Genomic DNA, 228 nt, shown 5'->3' on the forward strand with positions numbered 1-228 from the left:
CTGCATCCTGGCCCGATGAACCCGGTCAGGGGCGACGCAGCGCCTGAGGGATTGCCCCGGGTTATTGAGCAGTTACATGAAACGGCTTGAGCGCGGCCGCTTCGTCTGGCCGCGTGCGGATGGGGGTGTCGTCAGCCTGAGCCAGGCGCAACTCTCAATGCTGCTGGAAGGCATCGACTGGCGACAGCCGGTGCGCACGGCGGAGCCGATCTCGGCGTTGTAAACCTG

General features: G+C 65.4%; 1 protein-coding gene. It reads left to right on the plus strand.

The window, feature by feature from the left end:
• The first annotated feature begins 76 nt into the window (after window positions 1-76).
• Window positions 77-223 carry an IS66 family insertion sequence element accessory protein TnpB gene (gene tnpB / locus J8I34_RS34590; RefSeq protein WP_209808677.1) on the plus strand — a complete coding sequence of 49 codons (147 nt, stop codon included), beginning with the start codon at window positions 77-79 and terminating at the stop codon, window positions 221-223.
• Window positions 224-228: the final 5 nt, after the last annotated feature.

This window comes from Cupriavidus phytohabitans, from assembly GCF_017815025.1.
In the GTDB taxonomy this organism is placed as follows: Bacteria; Pseudomonadota; Gammaproteobacteria; order Burkholderiales; family Burkholderiaceae; genus Cupriavidus.